Here is a 20,546-nt window from a genome sequence, read left to right on the forward strand (position 1 = left end):
AATAATTAGATATACGGAATTAATGGAAGGGGAGCGACACCTTTATGTCACAAGCACAAAGTATTTTATTAGAAAGCGGAACAAATGAATTAGAGATTGTTACGTACACTGTTGGTGAAAACCTATTTAGTATTAATGTAATGAAAGTACGTGAAATCATTAATCCATTCCCTGTTACAACTGTGCCAGAATCTCATCATGCAGTTGAAGGTGTTGTTCAAGTACGTGGTGAAATTTTACCTGTTATTAACTTGGCAATGGCTCTTAATTTAAAGTCAACAAAGCCACTTGATCAAACGAAATTTATCATCTCAGAATTAAACCAAATGAAAGTTATTTTCCGCGTTGATGAGGTGCATCGTATTCAACGTATTTCGTGGGAACAAATTGATGAACCAGCTTCATTATCTATGGGACTAGAAGAAACGACATCTGGTATTGTAAAACTAGATGGAAAAATCATCTTACTATTAGATTATGAAAAAATTGTATGTGAAATTAGCGGCACTGGTTATGACAATAAATCAATTGCAGGGTTAGAACAAAAAACAGATCGAGCTGAAAAAGTAATTTATATTGCAGAAGATTCAGCGATGCTTCGCCAAATATTAGAAGAAACATTATCATCAGCTGGATATACGAAAATGAACTTCTTCAGCAATGGGGCAGAAGCGTTAGCGCAAATTGAAAAATTAGCGAAAGAGCAAGGCGAGAAAATGTTTGAACATATTCACTTGCTAATTACGGATATTGAAATGCCAAAAATGGATGGACATCATTTAACGAAAGTGGTTAAGGATAGTGAAGTAATGAATCGTTTACCTGTCATTATTTTCTCTTCATTAATTACAAATGAATTATTCCATAAAGGTGAAGCTGTAGGAGCAAATGCTCAAGTAAGTAAGCCAGATATTCAAGAGCTAATTGGTTTAGTTGATAAGTTAGTACTTTAAAAGCTTCTATTTAGCCGGAATAGAAGCTCTAGCCAAGTGTTGAGCGGGTCAGTGCTTAATAGAGTCCTATGCGATGTTGAGACCAGAGATATGGAATGGTTATAGGTAAGTAGAAGAGCTGGTGTATAACATGTTTCTATTTAGTAGGAATAGAGGAACTACTTATGTAAGGAAGTTTTCAGTGCTTAATAGAGTCTTATGCGATGTGAGTTCAGAGGTATGAAGTAGTTTTAGGTAAGAAGAAGTGAGACTTTGATTGAGGATTTGAAGATTGGGTTTATAACTCTATTCTGTTAGAGAGAGGAAGGAATTAGCCATGTGTAAGCATTGGTTAGTTCCTTTTTAGTATTCTATACTTTAAGCTGGCAAAAAAATGAAAGGTTTCTGAGGTGTTTGTCGCTGTATGTAAGTAAAATCTTCATTTGAAGATTTTTGATTTAAAAATATAAGCGAACGTATTTTTGGGATTATTTTAGTTATATTTCGTGGTAACGCAAATTTTTTCGGTGAAAAAGTATTCAAAATACCATATAATATAATTAAATGTAATTAATATGCAATTTTACATATTAATAAAAAACATTTTCCAAATTTTTATACTTTCTATACATTTTTGTATGTTTATTATTTGACAGATAATTTCGAACTGTTATAATATGGATATGTAAAAATTGCTATTTTCTTAAAAGACATGGGAGTCAGATGAGAATTGTGAAAGGATGAGGGGGAGTGGCACAGATTATGTATCACCACACAGCAATTAATGTATTAGATCTTTTACAAAACATGTCAAATAATAAAATGAACGATATGCAACTAGAGGTGGAATTAAAAAAAATAGAAAAAGAATTCCAAGTAAAGTATGAAGAATTAGTTGATTTACATAATAGAATGGTATTATTTCAAATAGATATAGAAAAAAATGGCGGGATGCGCGCATATGAAAAATCAGCAATTACATGGCTGAAGTCTGAACTAGAGCTACTTTATGAAGTGTATCAATTTTGTCAACGTCACGGTTTAAACATTTTAAATATTTCAAAATACGTAAGTAAAAATGAACTAAATCTTTTTCCGAAAACAGAAAGTCAATTGCAAAATACGTATTATAAATTGAAAAAACGTGAAATACCGTTTGAAAATATTGAAAAACAAAAACCCGGACGAAAGCGAAAATATATACCAGTAAAAGAGACAATCGTTGCAAGAAAACAAGAAAATGAGTACGAATTAAAAGAAGAAATCCAGCATAAAGAGGATGAAAAAAATCTTGTAACAGTTATATCTGGTATCGTTGATAACTTTGAAACAATTAATCAATGTAGTGAAAGGAAAGAAGACGAACTACATCAGTTTATGGAAGGTATTTATAAGCTTTCTAGCATGGCAGCAGGACGTTCTAGAGAAGCAAAGAATACACGTAGTCTAGAAGGTGAATTGCAGTCGTTACAACTAGAAAATGAAAGGTTAAAACGAGAGAAAGAAGAGCTTGTACAAGATATTAAAGGCATGACGCAGCTTTTAATTCATTTCATTACAAGTTCTGATATCGATCAAATTCGTAAATTACCAACTTTCGTACAAGATTGTAAAATGGAATTACATAAACTAGGGCTATATAATGCACAAGACGGTAAAATGAAAATTATGGTTGATCGTAGTGGACAAGTTATGACCGTAACACAGTAAAAAAATTTGGGTACAAAATAAAAGGGAGATACATAGTTTATATGTATTTCCCTTTTATTTTGTATGGAATCGTTCCAAAGATGGAAGATGAACTTTTACGATTGTAGTAGTTTAGAAACCATTTGCGGTATTTGATTTGCTTGTGAAACCATACTAAGTGCAACTTCAGTTAACAATTTAAACTTTAAAAAATCGCTCATTTCCTGCGCCATATCCGCATCTTCAATTCGAGATGCAGCATCTGTTAACGCCATACTTTGGCTATTTAAATTTTCAATATTGAACTGTAAACGATTTATCATAGAGCCAAGGTCGGCACGATGAAGTGATACATTTTGTAAAGCCTCTTCAATTTTACGAATTGCAGCTCTTGCTTCTTGTTCTGTTGAAATCTTGATGTCATGTTGTGTAGGGGAAGGGGGAATATGTTTCGTCATATTTATTGTATGACCGATATCGTCTAATGTAACTGGGCGGTTTTGACCGTCAAATACGGATAAATCATTAAACTCAGTCGTCTCGCCAATATAGCCAATTTGTTCTGTTAAAGATTGAAACTCTTTATTAAGTGAATCACGGTTTTTATTTGAATTTGTACCGTTTGCGGATTGAACGGCTAAATCACGCATACGCTGTAAAATATTCGTCACAGTTTGAAGGGCAGCTTCGGCTGTGCGAAGCATCGATATCGCATCCTCATTATTACGAATCGCCACGCGCATACCACTTGCTCTCGCATGCATACGAGTCACAATCGCAATATTAGCTGGATTATCAGAAGCATGGTTTAACTTCTTACCAGTAGCCAAATGTTCCATCGCAACATTCATACGTTTTTCATTCTCGTATAGCGATTGCCTAGCGTTCATACTCAAAAAATTCGTACCAATACGCATAATAGACACTCCTTATAGATTAATATAGTTAGTGTTCTAAAGCTAATAAACGGTTATGAAAAGAAAAAAAGACTTATGCTTATTTGCTATTTGTGTTTTAGAATAAGAGGGGATCAAGATAAGCACTAACCGCTTCTATGCGCCGCAGATGCTCTCTTCCACATAAAAAAAGAAATCTTTTATAAATAATCTATCTATATAGAAAAAATAAACCTCTCCGCAAGCAGAGAGGTTTATTCAGGAAACTAACTCAAATGGCTTATTGTAATAATTTAGAAACCATTTGTGGAGTTTGGTTTGCTTGAGAAAGCATGCTGATACCAGCTTCGTTCAAGATTTTGAACTTAGTCATTTCAGACATTTCTTTCGCCATGTCAGCGTCTTCGATTTGAGAAGCAGCTGAAGCCATAGAAGAAGATTGGCTCTTCAGGTTGTTTACGTTAAAGTCTAGACGGTTTAATGTAGCACCTAGAGTTGCACGGTTAGAAGCAATATTTTTTAATGCTGTATCGATAGATGCGATTGCACCAGAAGCATTAGCTTTAAGATCTGTAGTCTCAAGTTTTGTTAATGTAGCAAATTCTTTACCAAGTGCTTGTGCAGCAGCTTGGGCACCAGCATCATTTGCTTTATTGTAATCTTCAAGTTTCGTTTCAATTTTCTTTACATCGTCTGCAGACATGAATGGTTTAACCTTATCAAATTCTTTCATAGCAGCAGTTACATCTGCAGCAAATGCTGCTTTATCAGTACCTGTTTTTGCTCCAAGATCAGCAAATGCTTTTGTAGTTGCATCATATACTGTTTTTTCTACTTTTTCAGTTCCAATAGATAAAGTATCAAGTCCTAATTCTTTAGTAGAAACATTAGATAAGTTGATGTTAATTTGCTTACTTGTATCAGCATTATCTAATGTTTGAACTGCGATAGTTTTATTTGAACCATCTAATAATTTTTTATCATTGAACTCAGTGTTTGTAGAAATATAATCGATTTGTTCTTTTAATGCATCAAACTCTTTGTTTAATGCAGCTTGGTTTTCGTTAGTATTTGTACCATTTGCAGATTGGTTTGCAAGGTCACGCATACGAAGTAAGATGTTAGATACTGAGTTCATTGCTGAATCAGCAGTACGGATTAATGAAATACCGTCTTGTGTGTTGTTAGCAGCAACTCCTAATCCGCTTTCACGTGCACGCATACGAGTTGCGATTGCAAGACCTGCTGCATCGTCAGAAGCGTTGTTGATACGTTTACCGCTTGATAAACGGTCCATAGCGTTGCTCATTTTTGCTTGGTTTTGGCGCATGTACTCTTGAGTACGCATGCTGTTAATGTTTGTATTAATTCTCATGTTAAGAAACCCCCATTTTTTTATATTGACTTTTCTGCAAATTGAAAAACGGTAATATGCGAAAAAATCAATTTCGAGATTTATTGTAATCCTTGCTACAACGGGTGTCAACTAAAAATTCGAATTAATAAATATAAAAAAATAACAGTTTAACAATATATTCATTTTTTTATTACATAATTATTAAAAGGATTATTGCAAACTTTAAAAAAAAACTCTAATATTAGATTATCTTTGTTTACCGAAAAGGTGATATTATGATAGTTGGAAATATAGTAAAAGAAGTGCTTGCATATAAAAAAGGACAAATTCAGCAAAAGTTAAGTAGTCCACAAGCATTTGTGAGTAGTCGTTTTCAAGAGAAGTTGCAGAGTGAACCTGCGAAGGAGACGAAAGAAACTACGCAGCCGGCAAAAGTAGAGGATATGAGTCAGCCGGTACAATCTACGAAAATAGAAGCGGTTGTTAATAAACCGGCAGAAACTATTAATAAAGTAGAGGAAGCGAGTAAGCCTGAAGAAAAGGTTGAAACGAAGAAAGCAGATGAAGTGCAAGTTGCGCAAAAAGAGTTTGAACGACGTTTCCCAGAAACGAAAAATGAGGCTGCTGATACGTGGGAATTAACGAAGAAGTATAATATTCAAAAAATACGTTCTTCCAATGAAGGGAAGTATGAGGATATTATTGATCGCACTAGCCGTACATACGGAATTCCGAAAACGTTAATTCAAAAAATGATTGAAGTAGAGTCTAATTTTAATCCGAAAACGGTGTCACATGCAGGTGCGATGGGTCTTATGCAACTTATGCCAGCGAATGTGAAAGAGATGGGTGTGAAGAATCCATTTTCACCAGCTGAAAGTATTGAAGGTGGCGTGAAAGAGTTAAGCGGTTATTTAAAGAAAAATAACGGCGACTTAGTATTGGCACTTGCTTCTTACAATGCTGGTCCTGGTAATGTGAGAAAGTACGGAGGCGTACCGCCATTTAAAGAAACGCAAGGATATATTAAAAAAATATTAAATATCGACGTTTCAAAATAAGAAGTTTCATATATAGAGAGAACATGAAATTTTCGTGAACATGATATGGGAGTTGGCTAGATTTGAAATTACAAGATGATATTCCGTTAACAATTTATTTTGAAATCGGAAATACGAAAAAGAAAATTGAAGATCTGCTTCATATTACGAAAGGTACATTGTATCGTCTTGAAAATTCAACGAAAAATACGGTGCGTCTTATGCTTGAGAATGAAGAGATTGGAACCGGAAAGATTTTGACGAAGAATGGGAAGATGTACGTTGAAATCGTTGAATTGAAAAGGTAGGGAAGGGGATTGTCATGAGTGGCGAAAAATTAAGCCAAGAGCAAATTGATGCCCTGCTGAAGGCGGTAAATGAAGGCGAGGAAATGCCAGCTTTCGCACAAGAAGCAGGAAAGCAAGAGAAATTTCAAGAGTATGATTTTAATAGACCAGAGAAGTTCGGTGTTGAGCATTTACGTAGTTTGCAAGCGATTGCTTCTACTTTTGGGAAACAGACGTCACAGACGTTATCAGCGCGTATGCGTATTCCAATTGAACTAGAGCCTTCAACGGTTGAGCAAGTTCCATTTACGAGTGAGTATGTGGAGAAAATGCCGAAAGATTATTATTTATATTGCGTAATTGATCTCGGTTTACCAGAGCTTGGAGAAATTGTTATTGAGATTGATTTAGCATTCGTTATTTATATTCATGAATGTTGGCTTGGCGGAGATAGTAAGCGTAACTTTACGATGCGCAGACCGTTAACAGCATTTGAGTTTTTAACGCTTGATAATATATTCTTGCTTCTTTGTAAAAATTTAGAGCAATCATTTGAAAGTGTTGTTGCGATTGAACCGAAATTTGTAACGACGGAAACAGATCCGAATGCACTAAAGATTACGACAGCGAGCGATATCATTTCATTACTTAATGTAAATATGAAAACAGATTTTTGGAATACGACGGTGCGTATCGGGATTCCGTTCTTATCTGTTGAAGAAATTATGGATAAGTTAACGTCTGAAAATATTGTCGAACATTCTTCGGATAAACGTAGGAAGTATACGTCTGAAGTGGAAGTGAAAGTAAATCAAGTGTACAAACCTGTTCACGTTGCGATTGGTGAGCAGAAAATGACAATGAGTGAGATTGAACAAATTGAAGAAGGGGATATTATTCCGCTTCATACGAAAGTTTCGGATGAATTACTTGGTTATGTAGATGGAAAGCATAAATTTAATTGTTTTATTGGAAAAGATGGAACGCGTAAGGCGCTCCTATTTAAAAGTTTTGTAGAGTAGGAGGATCCATATGAAGCATGAAGTATCTCCTGTGTCATTAATGGGATTAGAAGATTTTGCAGGAAAGCGAAATGAAGCAGGCAAAGCACATATCGATACTGTTTCAGATATTTCGATTGAACTTGGTGTAAAGCTTGGAAAGTCATCTATTACGCTTGGTGATGTAAAGCAGTTAAAAGTTGGCGATGTTCTTGAAGTAGAGAAAAACTTAGGACATAAAGTAGATGTGTATTTAAGTAATATGAAAGTCGGCATCGGTGAAGCAATCGTAATGGACGAGAAATTCGGTATTATCATTTCTGAAATTGAAGCTGACAAGAAACAAGCGGCGCTTATGAAAGCGCAAAGTCAAATGCAAGATAAAGAGTAGAGGAGGAGTCATATGTCGTATATGACGACCTTATTTCAAGTCGTTTTACTGTTTGGTGCGCTCGGTTACGGTGCATATTATATGACAAAAAAGACGCGCAAACAGCAGTTTTTTAAGCAGGGTGAAAATGGCCATATTCAAGTAAAAGACGGCGTGTATTTAAATCATCAAACGAGTGCCTTTTTATTTGAAGTGGACGGAAAGCAAGTGTTCACTGTTATTAGTAATAACGGTGTGCAGTCTGTGCAATTAACCGGAACAGGAAATCAGTTTCAACAAGCACTAGAAGACGCGGTGAAGACTGAAACGAAAAAAGTAGAGGATCCATCATGAGAATAAAGAAACAGTTATCATTATTAGCCGTTATTTTCGTATTTTCTATCGTTTTTTCAATTATTTTTGTAAATCCAGCGTATGCGGCCCCGAACGGTTTTATTAATTTCGAAAATGGAAAAGAGTTTACGAGTAATTCAAGTGTACAACTATTTGCGCTCGTTACCCTTTTATCATTATCTTCTTCTATCGTTCTATTATTTACACATTTTACTTATTTTATGATCGTTCTTGGGATTACACGTCAAGGACTTGGGGTAATGAATTTACCACCAAACCAAGTGCTTGTTGGACTTGCATTATTTTTATCACTCTTTACGATGCAGCCTGTACTCGGGCAACTGAAGAGCGATGTGTGGGATCCGATGACGAAAGAGAAAATAACAGTAAGTCAAGCTGCGGAAACGACAGCTCCTATTATGAAAGAATATATGTCAAAGCATACGTATAAGCATGATTTGAAAATGATGCTGAAAGTACGCGGAGAAGAGTTGCCGAAAGATTTGAAAGATCTTTCCTTATTTACACTTGTACCATCCTTTACGTTAACGCAAATTCAAAAAGGTTTACTAACAGGGATGTTCATTTATTTAGCGTTTGTATTTATAGATTTGATTATTAGTACACTTTTAATGTACCTCGGGATGATGATGGTACCGCCGATGATTTTAAGTTTACCGTTTAAAATACTCGTTTTCGTATATTTAGGTGGATATACAAAAATTGTCGATATTATGTTTAAGACGGTCGCCTGAAGCGTTTGATGCTATGTGATAGGAGTCATATAAATGAATACGTCACCAATTATAGATATTTTCCAAACCTTTTTTTATAAAGGGGTTATGATTTTAATGCCGATTGCCGTTGTAAGTCTGATTGTCGTTATTATTATCGCGGTTATTATGGCAATGATGCAAATTCAAGAGCAAACGCTGACGTTTTTACCGAAAATGGCGAGTATTGTGCTCGTTATTATCATTTTAGGTCCGTGGATGTTCCAAGAGTTAACGATGCTTATTTTAGATTTATTTGATAAAATCCCATCGCTATTGCGTTCGTACTAAGATAGGTGAACTGAAATGAATATGGAATTATGGGCGGCGACGTTTTTTGCGTTTTGTCGCATTACTTCATTTTTATATTTTTTACCGTTTTTCTCAGGCCGATCCATTCCAGCAATGGCGAAGGTTACAGTTGGACTTGCTCTTTCAATTACAGTGGCCGATCAAGTGGATGTCTCTCACATCAAGACAGTTTGGGACGTTGCAGCTTATGCAGGAACGCAAATTGTAATTGGATTATCACTTTCAAAAATTGTAGAAATGCTGTGGAACATTCCGAAAATGGCAGGGCATATTTTAGACTTTGATATTGGTTTATCACAAGCAAGTTTGTTTGATGTAAATGCAGGCTCACAGTCTACTTTACTATCAACCATTTTTGATATATTTTTTCTCATTATTTTTATTTCACTTGGCGGCATTAACTATTTCGTTGCCACTATTTTAAAGTCGTTTCAATATACAGAGGCGATTTCAAAATTGTTGACGACTAGTTTTTTAGATAGTCTACTCGCAACGTTATTATTTGCGATCACATCAGCGGTTGAAATTGCTCTGCCGCTTATGGGAAGTTTATTCATCATTAATTTTGTTCTAATTTTAATTGCAAAAAACGCTCCGCAATTAAACGTTTTTATGAATGCATACGTAATTAAAATTACATGTGGTATTTTGTTTATTGCGATGAGTGTACCGATGCTCGGTTATGTGTTTAAAAATATGACGGATGTATTACTTGAAGAATATACGAAACTATTTAACTTTTTCTTAACGAAGTAGGGGGACGCGCATGGCAAAGGATAATAAAACAGAAAAGGCCACCCCGCAGAAGCGTAAAAAATCGCGTGAAGAAGGGAATATTGCCCGGAGTAAAGATTTAAATAATTTATTTTCCATTCTCGTATTAGCAGTTGTCGTTTATTTCTTCGGAGATTGGCTAGGTTATGAGATTGCAAATTCCGTAGCGGTGCTGTTTGATCAAATTGGAAAAAATACAGATTCAACCGAGTATTTTTATTTAATGGGGATTTTATTACTGAAAGTATCGGCTCCGATATTAATACTCGTATATGCTTTTCATTTATTCAATTATATGATTCAAGTCGGCTTCCTATTTTCTTCTAAAGTCATTAAACCGAAAGCGTCACGTATTAATCCGAAAAACTATTTTACGAGATTGTTTAGTCGTAAAAGTTTAGTAGATATTTTGAAATCACTGTTTTACATGGGATTAATCGGTTACGTTTCGTACGTTCTCTTTAAAAAGAATTTAGAGAAGATTGTTAGTATGATTGGATTTAACTGGACAGCGTCACTTACTGAAATTATTAGCCAAATTAAATTTATCTTTTTAGCCATTTTAATTATTTTAATCGTTCTTTCTATTATCGATTTCATTTATCAAAGATGGGAGTACGAGCAAGATATTAAGATGAAAAAAGAAGAAGTAAAAAGGGAGCATAAAGATAATGAAGGGGACCCGCAAGTAAAGGGGAAACGAAAAAACTTTATGCATGCCATCTTGCAAGGGACAATCGCGAAGAAGATGGATGGTGCAACGTTTATTGTGAACAACCCGACGCATATTTCGGTTGTACTTCGTTACAATAAACACGTTGATGCAGCACCAATTGTCGTTGCAAAAGGGGAAGATGAGCTCGCATTATATATACGAACGCTTGCCCGTGAACAAGAAATACCAATGGTGGAAAACCGTCCGCTTGCTCGTTCTTTATATTATCAGGTCGAGGAAGATGAGACGATTCCAGAAGATTTATACGTAGCTGTAATTGAAGTTATGCGCTATTTAATTCAGACGAACGAACTTGAAGTGTAATAGCGCGTTTGGAGGAGATCTCTTTGTTTAAGATAGAGTCTGCAAGAACCTATTTTTCTATCTTTTTAGCGGCGTCATTCGTAGTGGCGCTCTTAATTCCACTTCCACCATTTATACTTGATATCATTATCGTTTTTCTACTAAGTATGTCAGTGCTTATTTATATGCGAGCGACAAGTATTAACGAGTGGGATGAATTAAAGTCATTTCCAACGATGTTGTTATTAATCGGGATTTTCCGCGTATCGATTAACGTTTCGACGACGCGAGCGATTTTGACAGATGGAAATGCAGGTCATGTTATTGAAGAGTTCGGCCAGTTCGTAATTGGCGGAAACTTATTAATTGGTATCGTTATTTTTACAGTATTAATCATATTCCAGTTTATCGTTGCAAACGGTGCATCTCGTACAGCTGAAGTAGCAGCTCGTTTTACACTTGATTCTTTACCGGGGAAACAAATGTCTATCGATGCTGATTTAAACCAGCGTATTATTTCAGAAAAAGATGCACAGGCAAAACGAAAAAAATTAAATATGGAAACAGAGTTTTACGGGGCGATGGATGGTGCCGGAAAGTTCATTAAAGGGGACGTTATTTTCGGGATTGTCATTTTATTCGTAAACATTATTTTCGGTTTAATTGTCGGCATGATGCAGCAAGGAATGAGCTTTGCAGATGCAGCTCTTCATTATACACAGTTAACTGTCGGTGACGGAATCGTAAACCAAATCGGTTCATTAATGCTTGCAATTTCAACAGGTATTATCGTAACGCGTGTATTTGACGGCTCACCGGATACAGTAACAGAAGGTATCTTTAAAGAGTTATTAGCGCATGAAGTCGTTGTATATGCACTAGGTGGTTTATTTATCGCAATGGGTATTTTTACTCCGCTACCGTTTCTACCATTCGCACTCGTTGGTGGAACGATTATCTTCTTAGGCATTCGTAATAAAAATCGAATAAAGAAAGAAAAAGAAGACGAGCTTCAAAAAGAATTAGAAATGATTCAAGGCGAAGATGAGCAACTGCAACAAGTGGAAGATTCATTCGGAGTATTTACGGATAAATATCCGATTATTGTAGAACTCGGTTTAGATTTAGCAGCACTTGTAAAGCAGAAAATTAACGGGGAAACAGCTCGTGATAAAGTTGTTCTTATGCGGAAGTCGATTATTACTGACCTTGGTATTAACGTTCCTGGAATTAACTTTAAAGATAATACGAGCTTTAGACCACGCGGACGTTACATTATTCGAATTAAAGGTGCTAAGGCAGCTGAAGGTGTTTTAAAATCAGGTTATTTATTAGCACTGAAAACACCGAACGTAATGGCTGATTTAGATGCAGAGCCAGCTAAAGATCCAATTTTCGGTGAAGATGGATATTGGATTTTAGAGCATATGGTGCAAGATGCACAAATGAAAGGCTATCAAGTGTTAGAGCCACTTAGCATATTAATTACACATTTAGATGTTGTTGTTAGACGTAATCTTCATGAATTAATTCAGCGTCAACATGTAAAAGACTTAATTAACTCGCTTGAAAATGATAATGGCGTTCTATTAGAAGAGATTAAGAAGAAAGAAATTGATTTATCACTCGTTCAAAATGTTATTAAACAACTTCTAAAAGAAGGTATTTCTATTCGTGATTTACCAACAATTATTGAAGGTATTATTGACGGCAAAGAAATTTATCAAAACCACGTTGACGGTGTGACATCATTTGTTCGTGAATGTATTTCAAAAGTTATTTGTGAAAATGCGAAAAATCCGGACGGAAAAATATATGCAGCGCTCTTCTCTGATTCAATTGAGTTAGATGCGGATGTTGTGAATAATTCATATCAAGGTTACTTATTAAACTGGGATTTAGATTTAGAAACACGTGTCGTTGAGCAAGTGCAGCGCGTCTTTAAGCAAGCACGTTTAATGGGAAGAGAACCAGTGTTATTAACACGTAGAAAAGATTTTAGATTTGCGATCGTAAGACTGCTAGAACGTTATCAAGTGGAAGCACAAGTACTTTGTATTAGCGAATTAGCACCAGAAATTGTTGTGGATCAAATTGCCTATATTGAATAGTAGGGGGTGAAGTAATGGAAAGTACAGAAAAGAAAGAAGCGTTAATGCGAATAAAAGCAGCTTCGAAAAATGAATTGTATCGAAAGTTATTTGACCAATATGGTACAGATTATTATTACGTTGTCGATGAAAGTGTAAAACGAAATATACCGTTTTTCTGGAAAAAGGATTATGAAATGTTAGTTGCTTTTCCAGAAGAAAAACAGGAAGAAGTGAATGAAGGTACAGCTCAATTTCATGAACAGTTAATGGATGTTGTGAATGATCCTTCAGAACAAATTGTGAAGGCGAATGGAATTCAATCAGTACTGCACAATTTAGAAAACGTAACGACTTCTATGTCATACGCGGCGATGCAAACAGGAAATAGTGAAGAATGGGCAAGAAAAAAAGAGAAACTATTAAAGCTGTTCGAAAAAGGAATTGTCGTTGTGAAACCGACGAAAGAAGCGGAAGTAACGAAAAAGAAAAAAGTTGTGAAACAAGTCGTTCAGGTAAAGAAAGAAGAAGTAGCTCCAAAGAAAGAAAATCAAGAATCTGTACCGTTTATTATTCAAAAAGTAATTCGGATGCTAGAACAAAACGATGTAGAACAATATTTCATTTATGCATATGCTGAAAAGTTAAAAATAAAGTTTGAAAATGCAACGATGATTACAGAAGAAGAAGTTATCAGGTACATATTGGAAGATATGAAATCTCATTTTAATACGGAAAACGTCTTTGAAAAAGAAGTACAAACAATCGCATTAATCGGTCCAACTGGCGTTGGTAAAACGACGACACTCGCCAAAATGGCATGGCAATTTCACGGTAAGAACAAAACAGTTGGTTTTATAACGACAGATCATTCTCGCATAGGGACAGTGCAGCAATTGCAAGATAACGTAAAGACAATTGGATCGGAAGTAATTGCTGTGCGTGATGAAGCTGCAATGACAAGAGCGCTTACGTATTTTAAAGAAGAAGCACGCGTCGATTATATTTTAATTGATACAGCCGGAAAAAATTATCGTACGTCAGAAACAGTGGAAGAAATGATTGAAACGATGGGACAAGTAGAACCAGATTATATTTGTTTAACGTTATCAGCTTCGATGAAAAGTAAAGATATGATTGAAATCATTACAAACTTTAAAGATATTCATATAGATGGTATTGTGTTTACAAAATTTGATGAAACAGCAAGTAGTGGCGAATTGTTGAAAATTCCAGCAGTATCATCAGCTCCTATTGTATTAATGACAGATGGCCAAGACATAAGGAAAAATATACATATCGCTACAGCTGAACATTTAGCGAAACAAATGTTACAAACATCGTAGAAAAGAGGTGAAGAATAAGGCGCTTGCCTTATTCAAACGAATATGAACGGTCTTTATATAGGTTCTATGGGTATGATGAATTACATGCAGCGTATTAATGTTCATTCGAATAACGTTGCAAATGCTCAAACGACAGGATTTAAAGCAGAAAATATGACGTCTAAAGTATTTGATGTACAAGACACATATCGCCGAGGAGATGGGGCGGTAACAAATATCGGTTCGGTCGATTACGCTGTAGTACCAGCTGCAACACATGTGAATTTAGTACAAGGAAATATACAAATGACAAATAGCGCTACAGATTTCTTTTTAGATGACGGCGCGGCCGGCACAACATCATTTTTCGTTACTTCTAAAAATGATGAAACGTTTTTAACGAGAGATGGTAGTTTCACATTAAATAGTGATCGTTATTTACAAACATCTTCAGGTGCTTTCGTAATGGGAGAGAATAATGAGCGTATTCGTATTCCAGAAGGAGCAAAGGTTGCTGTACAAGCAGACGGTACATTATATGATGAAGTAACACAAAATAATATTGCTCGTTTACAAACAAAAACAGTAGATGCCGAAACGAATGCTCGTCTCGTGCAACGTGAGAACAAAAGCTTTACACTAGCAGAAGGAAACATTGCTAATTTACCGAACGGAACAGGAATAGTAAAAAATCATATGCTAGAAAATTCAAATGTTGATATGACGAAAGAGATGGCAGATCTTATGACGGATCAAAAAATGATTCAAGCATCACAGCGTGTTATGACGTCATTTGATAAAATTTATGAAAAAGAAGCGAATGAAATATTGAGATAAAAGACTTCCAAAAGTGGGAGTCTTTTTTGTTATTGCTTTTATTACAGTTACATCATAAAATGATAATGATTATCAATATCATTTTATCTATTTTCATAAGAATAGAATTTCATAATGACAGCAACATTTGTTTAACTAAGTGAATTAAAAATAAGGGGATGGTGTGAAGATGTCTAAAAAGAATCAACTTTGCATTGGATTATGTTTAATTTCTAGAAAGAAAGAACAAGAGAATGAGTTTAATTCCGGAATTGATGAGCAAGTAGAGTTGGCACTACAGGCAGAAAAGGCTAAGTTAGATTTTGTTTTTAAAGCCGATTATTTAGTGGCCCACCCAGATTTAATTGCTAGAAATAAAGGGAATGTAATTTTAGACCCAACATTATTGTTTACTGCTATTGCGTACGCAACTGAAAAAATTGGAGTCGTTACAACCGCTTCAACTTCATTTTATCCACCATATATATTAGCAAGGCAATTACAATCGTTACACTGGATTAGTAACGGCCGAGTAGGGTGGAATATTGTTACATCAATTGACGGTGCTGAAAACTTTGGTGAGGAAGGGATGCCATCATCTGAGGAGAGATATGCGAAAGCAGCAGAATGTACAGAGTTAGTAAGAAAACTTTGGAGGAGTCATCCTTATGAAGTGTTGAAAATAGATAACACTGAAGTTATTAGAGAGATGGCCAAGCCAATTGAACATAGTGGTGAATATTTTGAGGTAAAAGGTCCGCTGAATATCCCACAGCATATATCAGGAGAAATGCCATTATTTCAAGCCGGTGCTTCAGAGTCTGGTCGGAATTTTGCTGCTTCTGTTGCAGATGCAATTTTTGCTGCAACGCCAGATGTAGAGTCAGGTATTGAACTTCGTCAAGATTTAAGAAGAAGAGCAGAACAGCATGGCCGGAAGCAAGATGCTATACGCGTATTACCTGGATTATATTTCTTTATAGGTGATACATATGAAGAGGCGCTAGAAATGCATAGACAAGCTCATCAACATCTCACAAAAGAGAAGAGATATGCGTTACTTGAAATGGTTCTCGGATTAGATGCGAGAGGGATTCCGCTAGAAAGTAAAATTACCGAAGAGATGCTGCCAAGTCGGGATCAAACTGTACGTAGTAAAACACATGCAGAATTATTACGGCATTTCATTATTAAAAATGAACCAACAGTTGAACAAATACTAGAGCGACCAGAAGTTGTTGGATCGGCTCATTGGGTTGCGGTTGGTACACCAAAAGACGTTGCGAAGCAAATTATGGATAGGTTTGAGGCCGGAGCGTTAGATGGATTTATTGCTATTCCAGGAGGACCTCCCAAGTCACTAAATCTATTCTTTAGTGAAGTCATTCCTTTATTTGTGAAGGCGGGAGTATTTAGAGAAGAGTATACAGGTTCTACTTTACGGGAGCATTTGGCGGGAAACATGTTAAATACTTTACAGTTAAAATAAATAATAGCATGTAGAAAAAAGCCTTATTATAAAAGGCTTTTTTTATTTAAAATTAAAAATTCTGAAATATAAGTTGACTGTATGAATATTATTTTTTATATTAGTAGGTATAACTATAACTACTAAAGAGGTGAGAGTATGAAAACGGCATTATATTTAGAAGATGCATACAAAACGAGTTGCGAGACAGAAGTGATAAGAGTGGAAGGGAATAAAGTATTTGTAAAAGAAACAGTTTTTTATCCAACTGGTGGAGGACAGGAATGTGATACGGGTGTCATTGTACAAGATGGGTCTGTATTTGAAGTTGAAAAAGTAAAGAAGGAGCAGGGAGAAATAGTTCACTATATAAAAGATGAAGCTCAAGTAAAATTAGGTCCAGTTAAATTAGAGATTAATTGGGAAAGACGTCATAATTTAATGCGTCATCACTCTTTACTGCATCTTATCGGAGCTGTAGTTTATGAAAAGTATGGAGCTCTATGCACCGGAAATCAAATTTATCCTGATAAAGCACGTATCGATTTTAATGAGTTACAAGAGTTATCGAGCGTGGAAGTAGAAGAAATTGTTGAGGAAGTGAATAAACTTATTAAGCAAAATAAAGAAATTTCCACTCGTTATATGAGCCGCGAAGAAGCAGAAAATGCTGTAGGAATGATTAAAACAGCAATCAATCTCCTGCCAACTACTATCCAAGAAATCCGCATTGTTACAATTGAAAACTTAGACGAACAAGCTTGTGGAGGCACACATGTGAAAAATACGAGTGAAATAGGAACACTTGTTATTGATAAAGTAAAAAGTAAAGGGAAGCAAAATCGCCGTTTTGAAGTAAGAGCGATTTAGATTGTGAGGGGTTACCGATGGATGAAATTATAAAGGAATTACAAAAGTTAGGATTTTCCCAATATGAATGTAAAGCGTATATTGGATTGTTAAAACATTCCCCAGTAACTGGCTATGAAGTGAGTAAACAAACAGGAGTACCTCGTTCTATGATTTACGAGGTACTCGGTAAGTTAATGGATAAAGGAGCAGTGCATATTGTACCTTCTGAACCAGTTAAATATGTACCAGTACCAGCTACCGAATTAATGAATCGAATGCGAAAAGACTTTGAAAAGTCCTTTGAATTTTTAGATGAGAAATTAAATTGTTTAGAACAAGAGCGACAAATAGATGTAATTTCGCATATTCGCTCAAATGATCGTGTTTTAAAAGAAATATGCAATATAATTAATAGGGCAAAGGAAGAATTATGGATTTCTGTATGGGAAGATCAAGTGCATGAAATTGAGCCATACGTTTATCAAAAGGAAGAGGAAGGCGTACATATATTTTCAATCTTATTTGGAGCTCCAGAAACAAAAATAGGAGCGACGTTTCACCATAATTATATGACGCCTCACGTTGTTGAAAAGAGAATGGGTGGTCATTTAACTGTTATTGCGCGTGATGGAGAGGAAGTATTAATTGCGAACTTCTCAAATGATAGCACTTCATGGGCCGTTACAACGTATGACCCAGCGCTAGTTCTCGTTGCTACAGAGTATGTGCGGCACGATATTATGGTTGAAGAAATCACGAAGGAATTTGGAGCTGATAAGTTAGATACGTTATGGCGTGAAAATATAGATTTAGTTCATGTCGTAACAGGAAAACGAACTTTAGAAGGAATGGAGGATGATAGAGATGAGTAAAGCTCAGGCACATGTAGCTTTGCAGAGCGATGATACATTTCAGCAAGGAGTAAAAGATTGTTTACCAACTGTATTTGGTTACTTGAGCATCGGTATAGCAGCTGGTGTAATTGCAAAAACAGCAGGTTTTTCTATCATTGAAATTGCATTTATGTCCACTTTAATTTATGCAGGTTCTGCCCAATTTATATTAGCTGGTATGTATGCAGCCGGTGCTCCTGCTTCCGCAATTATTTTTACTGTATTTTTTGTTAACTTGCGCCACCTTCTTATGAGTGCTGCACTCGCGCCGTACTTTACGAAAATTCCTCTATTTAAAAACTTAATCATCGGTTCGCAAATTACAGATGAAACTTTCGGCGTTGCAGTGCAACACGCGGCGCAAAAAGGATATTTAGGTGAAAGATGGATGATCGGGCTTAACGTAACAGCGTATTTAAATTGGATTCTTGCTACTATTATTGGTGGACTGTTTGGTGAGTGGATACCAGATCCACATACATACGGGATGGATTATGCATTACCAGCGATGTTTATTGGATTATTTGTTCTTCAGCTCATAAGTAGTAAACCAAAACTAGCAATTCATTTAAGTGTTGCAATTGTAGCGATTATCATCGCATACGTTTCACACCTATTTATGCCAGATAGTATAGCGGTTATTATCGCAACATTACTAGCTGCGACGATTGGAGTGGTGATTGAAAAATGGAAATGAGATTAGATGTATTATTACTTTTACTAGCAGCAGGAGCTGTTACACTCGTGCCACGTATTTTACCTCTACTCGTATTTAGCAAACTACAAATTCCTGACTGGGGTTTAAAATGGTTAAATTACATACCAATTGCGATATTAGCAGCGCTTTTAGCACAAGTTTTATTTATGCATGAGACGATGCAGTGGGATTACCTTATCGCAGCAATTCCCACATTTCTTGTAGCGATATATACTCGTAGTTTATTAGGTACAGTATTAACGGGAGTGGTTGTGATTATTTTGTTACGTTTCTTTTTCTAAAAAGGATTACGCTCATATAATAGCGAAAGGTGTAATAACATGAAAAATATAGGGGTGGTGTTATGATACTTTTAACGATAGGAGCAATTTTGTTAACGTTGTTTATTTTCTTTATTATCGGCTTTATTACGTTTATGATGTTTGTTGATAAGGCGACACCTCAAATATATTATACACCTTGTGAATCAGTGACAGTGAAAGCTAAAGGTAAAGATAGAAGGAAGAAAAGTTGAATGTTGGCTTTTCTTCCTTCTTCTATTACATCCCCGAAATAACTAACAACAATAACCCAAATAAAGAACTAATAAAGTTTCACTTTACAAGAAATGAATCTATTACATTGTATGCTTGTTTTGTAGAGTGCCCGTTATATTTTTCAGTGTACGGATTTAGAAATCCATGTTCACCGTGTAGTTGTTGTATTTCTAGTAAAGGATTTTTTTGTTGCTGCAATGTTTGAATTAAAGAGGATACTGAAAAACTAGCTTCTTTTTCAGGAAATATAAGTAGTGTAGCGCATGTAGGCTTTATGTGAACATAGTCGCGTATACGAGAACCGTAACATCCGATGATAAAATCTATTTTCGGATTGTTACTACATAGCCATGAGATGGTAGCTCCAACACTAAAGCCGATAAGTCCAATATGTGTATAATTGCTTGAAAGGGTATTGATGAATGCTTCAATTTGGTCTTTTCCATCATTAAATCCAATATGATTTACAAAATGTTCATATGCTTTTTCTTCATCACGATAATGAAATGCGTGTTGTAAGTGCAGAAGATTAGGACAGAATACGTCAATATGAGATGAAGTAAATTGCTCGGTAACGTGATGCATATGGTCGTTCACACCATATATTTCATGAACAATAACGAGAGCTAATTTTTCCTTCATAGTTATATTGTGCCTCTTTGAAACTTAAATTCTTTCTCAACAAGGCAAATACGCAGATGGAAGTTTTCATACCATTGCTCACGACCTCTTTTTTTCGCTTCTTTATGTAAGGCGTTCTTCTTCCAATTTTCAATTGCATCAAGTGATTCCCAATAAGAAATTGTTATTCCGAGTCCAGAATTACCTCGTGCACTTTCTACACCTAAAAATCCAGGTTGTTGCTTTGCAAGTTCCTCCATTGTTTCGGCAACGGTATTATAGTCTGTTGTATCATTTGATAAATTAGAAGTGAATATCACGGCATAATAATGACTCATTTTTTGTGAAGTATTTTTCATATACATTCCCCCCTTTAATAAGTATTTTAGCATGTAAAAAAGAAAAGAAGCACGACGCTTCTTTT

General features: G+C 35.5%; 24 protein-coding genes. 20 read left to right on the plus strand and 4 right to left on the minus strand.

The features are described from left to right. The first annotated feature begins 44 nt into the window (after nucleotides 1–44). A complete protein-coding gene (locus tag NZ044_RS08550) occupies nucleotides 45–953 on the plus strand; it encodes a chemotaxis protein (protein ID WP_000075943.1) in 909 nt (302 codons plus the stop codon). Between the two features lie 741 nt (nucleotides 954–1,694). Further along, nucleotides 1,695–2,642, plus strand: a complete 948-nt coding sequence (locus NZ044_RS08555; protein ID WP_016077902.1) for a DNA-binding domain-containing protein — start codon at nucleotides 1,695–1,697, stop codon at nucleotides 2,640–2,642. 95 nt (nucleotides 2,643–2,737) lie between these two features. Here the strand turns inward: NZ044_RS08555 and NZ044_RS08560 are convergent, their stop codons facing one another. Both NZ044_RS08560 and NZ044_RS08565 read right to left on the minus strand, forming a co-directional pair. Continuing rightward, on the minus strand, nucleotides 2,738–3,538 hold the full coding sequence (locus NZ044_RS08560) for a flagellin N-terminal helical domain-containing protein (protein WP_098506778.1): 801 nt from the start codon (nucleotides 3,536–3,538) through the stop codon (nucleotides 2,738–2,740). A gap of 259 nt (nucleotides 3,539–3,797) precedes the next feature. Then, nucleotides 3,798–4,892 (minus strand): flagellin N-terminal helical domain-containing protein, encoded by a 1,095-nt coding sequence (locus NZ044_RS08565; protein ID WP_098506777.1) that lies wholly within the window; start codon nucleotides 4,890–4,892, stop codon nucleotides 3,798–3,800. Between the two features lie 257 nt (nucleotides 4,893–5,149). Here NZ044_RS08565 and NZ044_RS08570 point away from each other — a divergent pair, with 257 nt between their 5' ends. The 18 genes from NZ044_RS08570 (at nucleotide 5,150) to NZ044_RS08655 (ending at nucleotide 19,479) form a co-directional block, all read left to right on the plus strand. Continuing rightward, nucleotides 5,150–5,935 (plus strand): lytic transglycosylase domain-containing protein, encoded by a 786-nt coding sequence (locus NZ044_RS08570; protein ID WP_086402968.1) that lies wholly within the window; start codon nucleotides 5,150–5,152, stop codon nucleotides 5,933–5,935. A 62-nt stretch (nucleotides 5,936–5,997) separates the two neighbouring features. After that, nucleotides 5,998–6,222, plus strand: a complete 225-nt coding sequence (locus NZ044_RS08575) for a flagellar motor switch protein FliN (protein WP_000775712.1) — start codon at nucleotides 5,998–6,000, stop codon at nucleotides 6,220–6,222. A gap of 14 nt (nucleotides 6,223–6,236) precedes the next feature. Beyond that, on the plus strand, nucleotides 6,237–7,223 hold the full coding sequence (fliM, locus tag NZ044_RS08580; protein ID WP_000012361.1) for a flagellar motor switch protein FliM: 987 nt from the start codon (nucleotides 6,237–6,239) through the stop codon (nucleotides 7,221–7,223). Between the two features lie 10 nt (nucleotides 7,224–7,233). After that, on the plus strand, nucleotides 7,234–7,593 hold the full coding sequence (fliN, locus tag NZ044_RS08585; RefSeq protein WP_000680010.1) for a flagellar motor switch protein FliN: 360 nt from the start codon (nucleotides 7,234–7,236) through the stop codon (nucleotides 7,591–7,593). A 12-nt stretch (nucleotides 7,594–7,605) separates the two neighbouring features. Then, nucleotides 7,606–7,926, plus strand: coding sequence for a hypothetical protein (locus tag NZ044_RS08590; protein WP_000121178.1), 321 nt, complete (start codon nucleotides 7,606–7,608; stop codon nucleotides 7,924–7,926). Continuing rightward, nucleotides 7,923–8,681, plus strand: coding sequence for a flagellar type III secretion system pore protein FliP (locus NZ044_RS08595; protein ID WP_001220582.1), 759 nt, complete (start codon nucleotides 7,923–7,925; stop codon nucleotides 8,679–8,681). Before NZ044_RS08590 ends, NZ044_RS08595 begins: the two co-directional genes overlap by 4 nt. A gap of 33 nt (nucleotides 8,682–8,714) precedes the next feature. Further along, the gene (locus NZ044_RS08600; protein ID WP_001098080.1) at nucleotides 8,715–8,990 is read left to right on the plus strand and encodes a flagellar biosynthetic protein FliQ; all 276 of its coding nucleotides are present in this window, start codon (nucleotides 8,715–8,717) and stop codon (nucleotides 8,988–8,990) included. Between the two features lie 15 nt (nucleotides 8,991–9,005). Beyond that, nucleotides 9,006–9,767 carry a flagellar biosynthetic protein FliR gene (locus NZ044_RS08605; protein WP_001055718.1) on the plus strand — a complete coding sequence of 254 codons (762 nt, stop codon included), beginning with the start codon at nucleotides 9,006–9,008 and terminating at the stop codon, nucleotides 9,765–9,767. Nucleotides 9,768–9,777: 10 nt separating this feature from the next. Next, on the plus strand, nucleotides 9,778–10,824 hold the full coding sequence (gene flhB, locus NZ044_RS08610) for a flagellar type III secretion system protein FlhB (RefSeq protein WP_001040121.1): 1,047 nt from the start codon (nucleotides 9,778–9,780) through the stop codon (nucleotides 10,822–10,824). A 23-nt stretch (nucleotides 10,825–10,847) separates the two neighbouring features. Beyond that, on the plus strand, nucleotides 10,848–12,914 hold the full coding sequence (gene flhA / locus NZ044_RS08615) for a flagellar biosynthesis protein FlhA (RefSeq protein ID WP_000472586.1): 2,067 nt from the start codon (nucleotides 10,848–10,850) through the stop codon (nucleotides 12,912–12,914). Nucleotides 12,915–12,928: 14 nt separating this feature from the next. Beyond that, a complete protein-coding gene (flhF, locus tag NZ044_RS08620; protein ID WP_000446179.1) occupies nucleotides 12,929–14,239 on the plus strand; it encodes a flagellar biosynthesis protein FlhF in 1,311 nt (436 codons plus the stop codon). Between the two features lie 42 nt (nucleotides 14,240–14,281). Further along, nucleotides 14,282–15,055, plus strand: coding sequence for a flagellar basal-body rod protein FlgG (locus NZ044_RS08625; RefSeq protein ID WP_001013934.1), 774 nt, complete (start codon nucleotides 14,282–14,284; stop codon nucleotides 15,053–15,055). Nucleotides 15,056–15,224: 169 nt separating this feature from the next. Next, nucleotides 15,225–16,523, plus strand: a complete 1,299-nt coding sequence (locus tag NZ044_RS08630; protein WP_000038859.1) for an NtaA/DmoA family FMN-dependent monooxygenase — start codon at nucleotides 15,225–15,227, stop codon at nucleotides 16,521–16,523. Between the two features lie 138 nt (nucleotides 16,524–16,661). Beyond that, the gene (locus NZ044_RS08635) at nucleotides 16,662–17,372 is read left to right on the plus strand and encodes an alanyl-tRNA editing protein (protein ID WP_000844967.1); all 711 of its coding nucleotides are present in this window, start codon (nucleotides 16,662–16,664) and stop codon (nucleotides 17,370–17,372) included. 17 nt (nucleotides 17,373–17,389) lie between these two features. Continuing rightward, complete coding sequence (locus tag NZ044_RS08640) at nucleotides 17,390–18,226, plus strand: TrmB family transcriptional regulator (RefSeq protein ID WP_016077897.1); 837 nt, start codon at nucleotides 17,390–17,392, stop codon at nucleotides 18,224–18,226. Beyond that, the gene (locus NZ044_RS08645) at nucleotides 18,219–18,944 is read left to right on the plus strand and encodes an AzlC family ABC transporter permease (RefSeq protein WP_000030479.1); all 726 of its coding nucleotides are present in this window, start codon (nucleotides 18,219–18,221) and stop codon (nucleotides 18,942–18,944) included. The genes NZ044_RS08640 and NZ044_RS08645 overlap by 8 nt, the downstream gene beginning before the upstream one ends. Further along, on the plus strand, nucleotides 18,935–19,246 hold the full coding sequence (locus NZ044_RS08650; RefSeq protein ID WP_000425944.1) for an AzlD domain-containing protein: 312 nt from the start codon (nucleotides 18,935–18,937) through the stop codon (nucleotides 19,244–19,246). Before NZ044_RS08645 ends, NZ044_RS08650 begins: the two co-directional genes overlap by 10 nt. A gap of 62 nt (nucleotides 19,247–19,308) precedes the next feature. Beyond that, entirely contained in the window at nucleotides 19,309–19,479 is a 171-nt protein-coding gene (locus NZ044_RS08655) for a DUF3951 domain-containing protein (protein WP_000602229.1), read from the plus strand. 79 nt (nucleotides 19,480–19,558) lie between these two features. Here NZ044_RS08655 and NZ044_RS08660 read toward each other — a convergent pair whose 3' ends face one another. Continuing rightward, entirely contained in the window at nucleotides 19,559–20,143 is a 585-nt protein-coding gene (locus NZ044_RS08660) for a dienelactone hydrolase family protein (RefSeq protein ID WP_000660112.1), read from the minus strand. Between the two features lie 2 nt (nucleotides 20,144–20,145). Then, nucleotides 20,146–20,481, minus strand: coding sequence for an antibiotic biosynthesis monooxygenase family protein (locus NZ044_RS08665; RefSeq protein ID WP_000799455.1), 336 nt, complete (start codon nucleotides 20,479–20,481; stop codon nucleotides 20,146–20,148). Nucleotides 20,482–20,546 lie beyond the last annotated feature (65 nt).

It is taken from the genome of Bacillus sp. FSL K6-1338 (genome assembly GCF_038006965.1).
Taxonomy (GTDB): Bacteria; Bacillota; Bacilli; order Bacillales; family Bacillaceae_G; genus Bacillus_A; species Bacillus_A thuringiensis_S.

Coding starts and splice junctions, on each gene's coding strand:
- NZ044_RS08600 (WP_001098080.1), top strand. CDS start 8,715: ATGAATACGTCACCAATTATAGATATTTTCCAAACCTTTTTTTATAAA.
- fliN (WP_000680010.1), top strand. CDS start 7,234: ATGAAGCATGAAGTATCTCCTGTGTCATTAATGGGATTAGAAGATTTT.
- NZ044_RS08555 (WP_016077902.1), top strand. CDS start 1,695: ATGTATCACCACACAGCAATTAATGTATTAGATCTTTTACAAAACATG.
- NZ044_RS08565 (WP_098506777.1), bottom strand. CDS start 4,892: ATGAGAATTAATACAAACATTAACAGCATGCGTACTCAAGAGTACATG.
- NZ044_RS08550 (WP_000075943.1), top strand. CDS start 45: ATGTCACAAGCACAAAGTATTTTATTAGAAAGCGGAACAAATGAATTA.
- NZ044_RS08645 (WP_000030479.1), top strand. CDS start 18,219: ATGAGTAAAGCTCAGGCACATGTAGCTTTGCAGAGCGATGATACATTT.
- NZ044_RS08630 (WP_000038859.1), top strand. CDS start 15,225: ATGTCTAAAAAGAATCAACTTTGCATTGGATTATGTTTAATTTCTAGA.
- fliM (WP_000012361.1), top strand. CDS start 6,237: ATGAGTGGCGAAAAATTAAGCCAAGAGCAAATTGATGCCCTGCTGAAG.
- NZ044_RS08650 (WP_000425944.1), top strand. CDS start 18,935: ATGGAAATGAGATTAGATGTATTATTACTTTTACTAGCAGCAGGAGCT.
- NZ044_RS08605 (WP_001055718.1), top strand. CDS start 9,006: ATGAATATGGAATTATGGGCGGCGACGTTTTTTGCGTTTTGTCGCATT.
- NZ044_RS08665 (WP_000799455.1), bottom strand. CDS start 20,481: ATGAAAAATACTTCACAAAAAATGAGTCATTATTATGCCGTGATATTC.
- NZ044_RS08570 (WP_086402968.1), top strand. CDS start 5,150: ATGATAGTTGGAAATATAGTAAAAGAAGTGCTTGCATATAAAAAAGGA.
- flhF (WP_000446179.1), top strand. CDS start 12,929: ATGGAAAGTACAGAAAAGAAAGAAGCGTTAATGCGAATAAAAGCAGCT.
- NZ044_RS08635 (WP_000844967.1), top strand. CDS start 16,662: ATGAAAACGGCATTATATTTAGAAGATGCATACAAAACGAGTTGCGAG.
- flhB (WP_001040121.1), top strand. CDS start 9,778: ATGGCAAAGGATAATAAAACAGAAAAGGCCACCCCGCAGAAGCGTAAA.
- NZ044_RS08590 (WP_000121178.1), top strand. CDS start 7,606: ATGTCGTATATGACGACCTTATTTCAAGTCGTTTTACTGTTTGGTGCG.
- NZ044_RS08640 (WP_016077897.1), top strand. CDS start 17,390: ATGGATGAAATTATAAAGGAATTACAAAAGTTAGGATTTTCCCAATAT.
- NZ044_RS08660 (WP_000660112.1), bottom strand. CDS start 20,143: ATGAAGGAAAAATTAGCTCTCGTTATTGTTCATGAAATATATGGTGTG.
- NZ044_RS08655 (WP_000602229.1), top strand. CDS start 19,309: ATGATACTTTTAACGATAGGAGCAATTTTGTTAACGTTGTTTATTTTC.
- NZ044_RS08595 (WP_001220582.1), top strand. CDS start 7,923: ATGAGAATAAAGAAACAGTTATCATTATTAGCCGTTATTTTCGTATTT.
- NZ044_RS08625 (WP_001013934.1), top strand. CDS start 14,282: ATGAACGGTCTTTATATAGGTTCTATGGGTATGATGAATTACATGCAG.
- NZ044_RS08560 (WP_098506778.1), bottom strand. CDS start 3,538: ATGCGTATTGGTACGAATTTTTTGAGTATGAACGCTAGGCAATCGCTA.